Annotated in this window: 5 protein-coding genes; 1 reads left to right on the top strand and 4 read right to left on the bottom strand. The window is 66.1% G+C overall.

The window, feature by feature from the left end; all coding sequences use genetic code 11:
• Window positions 1-9: 9 nt before the first annotated feature.
• A complete protein-coding gene (gene yjeH, locus CAK78_RS06865) occupies window positions 10-1290 on the top strand; it encodes an L-methionine/branched-chain amino acid transporter (RefSeq protein ID WP_094696796.1) in 1281 nt (426 codons plus the stop codon).
• A gap of 40 nt (window positions 1291-1330) precedes the next feature.
• Here yjeH and CAK78_RS06860 read toward each other — a convergent pair whose 3' ends face one another.
• The 4 genes from CAK78_RS06860 to CAK78_RS06845 all read right to left on the bottom strand — a co-directional run bounded on the left by CAK78_RS06860 (window position 1331) and on the right by CAK78_RS06845 (window position 6620).
• Complete coding sequence (locus tag CAK78_RS06860; RefSeq protein WP_094696795.1) at window positions 1331-1870, bottom strand: GNAT family N-acetyltransferase; 540 nt, start codon at window positions 1868-1870, stop codon at window positions 1331-1333.
• Window positions 1871-1942: 72 nt separating this feature from the next.
• Complete coding sequence (locus CAK78_RS06855) at window positions 1943-3676, bottom strand: ABC-F family ATP-binding cassette domain-containing protein (protein WP_094696794.1); 1734 nt, start codon at window positions 3674-3676, stop codon at window positions 1943-1945.
• A 364-nt stretch (window positions 3677-4040) separates the two neighbouring features.
• Complete coding sequence (locus CAK78_RS06850) at window positions 4041-4478, bottom strand: PliI family lysozyme inhibitor of I-type lysozyme (RefSeq protein ID WP_094696793.1); 438 nt, start codon at window positions 4476-4478, stop codon at window positions 4041-4043.
• Between the two features lie 111 nt (window positions 4479-4589).
• On the bottom strand, window positions 4590-6620 hold the full coding sequence (locus CAK78_RS06845) for a M13 family metallopeptidase (RefSeq protein WP_094696792.1): 2031 nt from the start codon (window positions 6618-6620) through the stop codon (window positions 4590-4592).
• Between the last annotated feature and the right edge of the window lie 66 nt (window positions 6621-6686).

The following is a 6686-nucleotide window of genomic DNA, read 5'->3' as shown; positions in this document are numbered from 1 at the left end:
GGAAAGGATATGTCTGGGTTGAAAAAGGATCTCGGGCTCTGGCAGGGGATGGGGCTGCTCGCCACCTCGCTGCTGGGCACCGGGATCTTCGTGGTGCCGGCGACGGCCGCCTCGCTGGCGGGGGGGGCTTCGCTGTGGGCCTGGTTGCTGCTGATTGCGCTGGTACTGCCCATCGCCTTTACCTTCGCTCGCCTCGGCCGCCGCTATCCCCATGCCGGCGGTGTGCCGCACCTTATCGGCCTTGCCTTTGGCAACGGCGCCGAGCGCTTCTCCGCCTTCCTGTTTCTGGCTGTGCTGCCGGTGGGTCTGCCCGCCGCCCTGATGATCGCCGCCGGCTTCTGGCACGCCCTGTTCGATCTGGGGGAGTGGACCCTGTGGGGCATCCAGCTGCTCACCCTGCTCGGGGTATTTTTGCTGGGGGTGCGCGGGGCGCGCTCCTCCGGCAACCTGCAGTTGCTGATCGCGCTCGCCATTTTGGGGCTCACCCTGCTCATCTGGTTCAAGGGGGATATCAGCTGGCGCGACGCCACCCGGCCGCTGCCGACGACGGACGAGTGGCCCGCCATGGCCACCGCGCTGGCGGTGATGTTCTGGTGTTTCGTCGGGCTCGAGGCCTTCGCCCACATGGGGGAGGAGTTCAAGCGACCGGAGCGGGATTACCCTGTCGCCCTGCTTGGCGGCGTGCTGCTGGCGGGGCTCATCTACTGGGTACACTCGCTGGTGGTGCTCAAATATGGTCTCTATGGCGATGAGGCGACCAACGCCACCGCCATTCCGGCCCTGCTCTCGCTGCTGTTCGGCCCCACCGCCAAGTGGCTGGTGGCAGTGCTCGGCTACCTCTCCTGTTTTGCCAGCATCAACATCTACATTCAGGGTTTTGCGAGGCTTATCTGGAGCATGGCGCGCGAAGGCAAGCTGCCCCCCTCGCTGGCGGTGCTTACCGCTCGCGGCGCGCCGCTGCGGGCGCTCGGTCTGGTGCTGCTCATCTGCCTGGTCTGCATCACCCTCATCATCTGGCTGCGGTTGCCGCTCGATGAGCTGATCCGCTACGCCAACGGCAACTTCGTGCTGGTCTATCTGCTCTGCATGGCGGCGGGCTGGCGCCTGCTCGGCGGGATGGGCAGGGGGCTGGCTGGGGTGAGCGTGCTGCTCTGCGCCCTGGTGCTGGTGGCGCTCGCCTCCCAGGTGCTCTATGCCGTCGTGCTCAGTCTGGGTTACGGCGGTTTCTCGTTGTGGCGGCGCAGAGGTCGCCGCTCGGCGCCAGATGATCGTGTCTGCGCCATCAAGTAACCCGAAAAAAGCCCCGTAGTGCGGGGCTTTTTGCTGCCTGTCAGCGGTTGGCGGGCAGGTCGCTGCGCAAGATGGCGTAGTGGCGCAGGGAGATGAAACCATCCCCCTTGCGTTCGCACTCCCGCGCGGTGCCCTCGTAGTGAAAGCCGGCCCGCTCCAGCAGGCGAGCGGAGGGGCGGTTGGGCTCCTCCACCACCGCCAGCAACCGGTGCAGCTCGGTGGTGCGGTAAGTGAGCGGCAGCCACAGCCGCAGCGCCGCGCTCATCACCCCCTTGCCCCAGTGTTCGGGATAGAGCCAGTAGCACAGCTCGGCCCGCCGGTGCTCAGGGTCGGCATCGTTGTAGCCGATGGCGCCGAGCGGTTCGCCCGTGTGCTGGTCGCGAATGAGGTGCCAGGCGCCACGGCCGGTGCGGGTCAGCTCGGCATACCAATCCATCTGGGCCTGGCACGCCGTCAGGCTGTCGTAGCTGACGTCGTAGTAGGCGACGACCCGCGGATTGGACAGGCCGCGGAAGATATGGGGAAGGTCGGCGTCGCTGACGGATTCGAGCCGGATCTCGGGAAACATTGAGTCAGTCATGATGGTTCCTTGCGGCCAACCTGAGTTGGCCGCGTGAGTTGAGGGATAAAGGGTGGATGATGCTGGCGGGCGTCAGGCAAAGCCGAGCAGGTCGGCAAGGCGTGCCAGTTCGCCCCGCCACTGCTGCTGCAGGCGCGGGGTCTGGTGCCTGGGCTTGCGGGCCAGATCGGCGGCGAGCAGGGCATCAAGTTCATACCAGCGTGCCAGCAGCGCCTCTTCGTCATCCGCCGGGCCGGCCTGGGCCTGCCCCATGGCGGGGGCGGCCAGGCTTGCCTTGTCTGCTGCCGGCGAGGGCGCATCGCCAAGCAGCTCGGCATAGGCCCGCTCGGCGCTGTGAGCCTCCTGGATGCGGCCGTCCTTGATCAGCCAGAAGCGGTTGCAGCTGCGCTCGATTAGCTCCCGGTCGTGTGAGACCAGCAGCACGCCCCCCGGGAAGGCGGCAATCGCCTCGGCCAGCTCCTCCTTGCCCGCCAGATCCAGGTGGTTGGTGGGCTCGTCGAGCCAGAGCATGTGGTGGCTGCCGAGGGACAGGGCGAGAAACAGCAGCCGTGCCCGCTCCCCCCCGCTCAAGGTGTGCACCTGCTGACCGTGGCGGGCATAGGGGAAACCCGCCCGGATCAGCGCCTGACGCCGGGTGGTCTCCGGCAGAGGGGCCAGCGGGTAGAGGGCGTCGCTCAGGGTGGCGTCGTCAGCCAGCTGCTGCAGGGACTGATCGTAATAGGCGATGCAGGCACCGGGGTGGCAGTACCAGCCTGCCTGCGGGCTCTGCGCGGCCAGTTCGCGCCAGCACTGGCGCAGCAGGGAGGACTTGCCGGTGCCGTTGGCACCGAGCAGGGCGACCTTGTCTCCCGCCCGCAGCCTGAGCCCCTCGGCCCGCAGCAACGGCGGCAATGCGGGTGCCGGCGCCACGTCGAGGATCTCCAGCCGCAGCAGGGTGTCGGCGGGCAGGTTCAGTCCGCGCAGCTCGAGCCGCCAGGGGGCCAGCGCCGCGACCTGGCTCTGCTCCTCCTGCAGGCGGGCGATGCGCTTTTCCATGGACTTGGCCTGGCGCACCAGCTTCTCGTTGTCATGCTCCCGCCCCCAGATGGCGAGGCGTTTGCTGCTGGCGCTCAGGCGGTCTATCTCCTTTTGCTCGTCCGCCCGGCGCAGGCGGGCCTGCTCATCTTCGGCGGCCAGCGCCGCCCGGGCCTGGCTGCAGGGCAGGGCGAAGCGGTGCAGCTGACCATCTCGCAGGATCAGGGTCTGCTCGGTGACCCGGTCCAGCAGGCGACCGTCGTGGGAGACCAGCACGAAGGCGCCGCTCCAGCCCAGCAGAAACTGCTCGAGCCAGAGCAGGGCGGGCAGATCCAGGTGGTTGCTGGGCTCATCGAGCAGCAGCAGGTTGGGTTGGCGCAGCAGGGCACGCCCTATCTGCAGCCGGCTGTGCTGGCCGCCGCTCAGCGCACTGACCGGCAGCGCGGCCTGGGCCTCCAGCTGCAGTTCGGCCAGCAGTTTGTCCACCTGCCATTCGGCGCTCGGGTCGTTGCCGAGCGCATCCAGCAGCACGGCGCGGGTGCTGAGGGTTGAAAGCCTGGCGGGCAACTGCTGGGCCACGAACTCGCAGCGGCAGGCGGCAGCCTGCACGACCCGGCCGGCCTGGGGCGTGCGCTCGCCTGCCAGCAGCGCGAGCAATGTGCTCTTGCCGCAGCCGTTGGCGCCAATCAGGCCGAGCCGGTCGCCTGCGCGAATGCCGAGTTCGAGATGGTCAAATAACGGAAGGTGCCCCGCACTCATCTGCAGGGAATGGGTACTCATCAGGGTTGTCATGCTCTTGCTCTCTTAAATCGCGGGATCGAGGATCCCTGTCATCAGGAGCGCTGGCGACAACGGCAGAGTCGAGAAAGGTCTCGGTATGGAAGGGAGTCGGCTTTGCTCGAACCCGCTATCGCAGCGCGATGGTATGCAGGCAAGAGCACGCGAATGTGCCGAACAGGCGAGCCGAGAACATCGGACACGCTTGGATAACCATTTTTTACCTCCTTGTGTTTCGTGATGGCACGGTGCGGCGATTATAAGCGCAGAAAAAATAACCGTCTATTCATGGCGATGCCCTGTGGGGGAGGCGGGAGGAAACCTTGTCAGCGGCAGGACAAAAAAACGCCCCGCTGGGCGGGGCATGGTGATGGGCATGTCAGTCGCGCGGGGTCTTGAGCGCCTCAATCACATCGTCATTGGGGGCCAGCCCCTCCACGTGGTTGAAGCTCTCCAGCCCCTCCTGTGGGTTGAGGGTGAAGGCGTCGGCGCTCAGATAGCTGCCGCTGCCGGCACTCTCGACCACGACGATGAGTTCGGGCTGCTTGTCGCCGTTGAGATCCAGCAGCTTGAGCTCCTTGATGCTGCCATCGCGCGGCAGCACCTTGCCGTCGATGAACTGATCCAGCGGGAACTGGGGGTTGGCGCCCGAGTAGAGGCGCACGTCGTAGCTGCCGGTGGAGGCCGGTTCGCCGCGCCCTTCGCTGACGGTCACTACCTGGCCTGAGGGGAGCGTCAGCTGTTTGAAGAACCCGTCCGCCGCCTGGCTGGCGAGGGGTAGGGTGAGCAGGCCGAGTGTCATGAGCAAGGCTTTCATCGGTTTGACCCTTGTTACTGCGGCGGCGGTTGCCCGCCACCTGTGTTGCTGTGCGAACCGGCCTGGCAATCCCTGCCGGTTCGCGTCATCCGCCCCTCAGCGGGGCGGTCATTACCAGATCTTGACCCGTTTGGCCGGGTCCAGATAGAGCTTGTCACCCGGCTGGATGTTGAACGCCTCGTAGAAGGCAGGGATGTTCGGCACCACGCCGTTGACCCGGTATTCCGGCGGCGAATGGGGATCAGAGGCGAGCAGCATCTGCATCAGCTCGGGGCGATACATGCCCTTCCACACCTGAGCCCAGCCCAGAAAGAAGCGCTGCTCGCCGGTGAAGCCGTCCAGCACCGGGGCCTCCTTGCCATCCAGCGACAGCAGATAGGCCTTGTGGGCGATGGTGAGGCCGCCCAGATCGCCGATGTTCTCACCCAGGGTGAACTGGCCGTTGACGAACTGCCCCGCGATGGGCTCGAAGCGGTTGTACTGGGCCACCAGCCGGCTGGTGCGGAAGCGAAACTCCTTGAGATCGGTCGGCGTCCACCAGTCGCGCATCACGCCGTCACCGTCGGATTTGGCCCCCTGATCATCAAAACCGTGGCCCATCTCGTGGCCGATCACCCCGCCGATGGCGCCGTAGTTGACCGCGTCATCCGCCTGCATGTCGAAGAAGGGGGGTTGCAGGATGGCGGCCGGGAAGACGATCTCGTTGTTGCTCGGGTTGTAGTAGGCGTTCACCGTCTGCGGCGACATGTGCCACTCGTCTCTGTCCACCGGCTTGCCGAGGCGCGCCAGGTTGTCGGCGTATTCGAAGGCACGGGCGCGCTGCAGGTTGCCCACCAGATCGTCGGCGCGGATCGCGATGGCGCTGTAATCCTTCCACTTGTCCGGGTAGCCGATCTTGGGGCGGAACTTGGCGAGTTTCTCTTTGGCCTGGGCCTTGGTGGCTGGCGACATCCAGTCCAGCTCCTCGATGCTCTGGCCGTAGGCGGTGCGAAGGTTCTCCACCAGCTGCTCCATGCGGGCCTTGGCCTGGGGCGGGAAGTAGCGCTCCACGTAGAGCTTGCCGACCGCCTCGCCCAGGTGATCGTCCAGCACGCCGAGCGCCCGCTCCCAGGGGGCCCGCTGCTTGGGCGTGCCGCTCAGGGCGGTGCCGAAGAAGGCGAAGTTCTGGGCATCGGTCTGGCTGTCGAGGTAGGGGGCGTAATCGGTGATGAGCTGCCACTTGAGGTAGGCCTGCCAGTCGCCGATCGGGGTCTGCTTCACCACCTCGTTCAGGGCCGTGAGATAGCTCGGCTGACCGATGACCAGGCTCTGCTGGCCGGCGAGGCCGGCCTGGCTCAGGTAGGCGTCCCAGTCGATGGCGGGGGCGAGGCGTTTGAGTTCGCTCTGGGGCCCCTTGTTGTAGTTCTTCTCCCGATCCCGCAGGTTGACGTTGTCCCACTGGATCTTGGCAAGTTTGCTCTCGAGGGCCAGCACCCGCTTGGCCTTGGCGGCGGCATCCGGCTCGCCGAAGCGGCCCAGCATGGTGGCGATGTGCTGCTCATATTTCTTGAGCAGCGCCTGGTTGGCGGCATCCGTCTTGAGGTAGTAGTCCCGATCCGGCAGGCTGAGGCCGGCCTGGTAGAGGTAGACGGCATAGCTGTCCGGGGCCTTGGCGTCGGCGTCTATCCAGAAGCCGAAGGGGGCACCGCCGCCGTTGCGACCGCTCTGGGCGAAGGCGCGGGCCAGATCCTGCGGCGTGCGGATCTGCTCGATCTCGCTCAGCATGGGCAGCAGGGGTGTGGTGCCCTTGGCATCCCGGGTCGTCTGATCCAGATAGCTGTGGTAAAGATCGCGGATCTGTTGGGCCTGGGTGCCGGCGGCGGCCTTGCCATCCAGCCCTTCCACCAGCACCCGCACGTCCGCCAGAGACTTGTCCCGCAGCAGGTAGAAGGCGCCGTCGGCGGGTCTGTCGTCCGGGATCTTGGCGGTGGTCAGCCAGTGGCCGTTCACGTAGCGGAAGAAGTCATCGCCGGGTTTGACGCTGGTGTCCATGTTGGCCAGCGCGAGGCCTGAGTGCTTGTTGCTGGTATCCGGCGCCTGACTGCAGCCTGCCAGCAGGGCCAGCCCGATGAGGCCGGCCAGTATGCTTTTCTTATTGTTCATTTTTTGATTCCAATTCGGGTTATACGGCTTCCTTGCCCACGCAGGGAGCGATTCACTCTAGGGAAG

It is taken from the genome of Aeromonas sp. A35_P, from assembly GCF_002259925.1.
Taxonomy (GTDB): Bacteria; Pseudomonadota; Gammaproteobacteria; order Enterobacterales; family Aeromonadaceae; genus Aeromonas; species Aeromonas dhakensis.
Note: the sequence above shows the minus strand (reverse complement) of the source record. Positions and strands in the feature narration are given on the sequence as shown.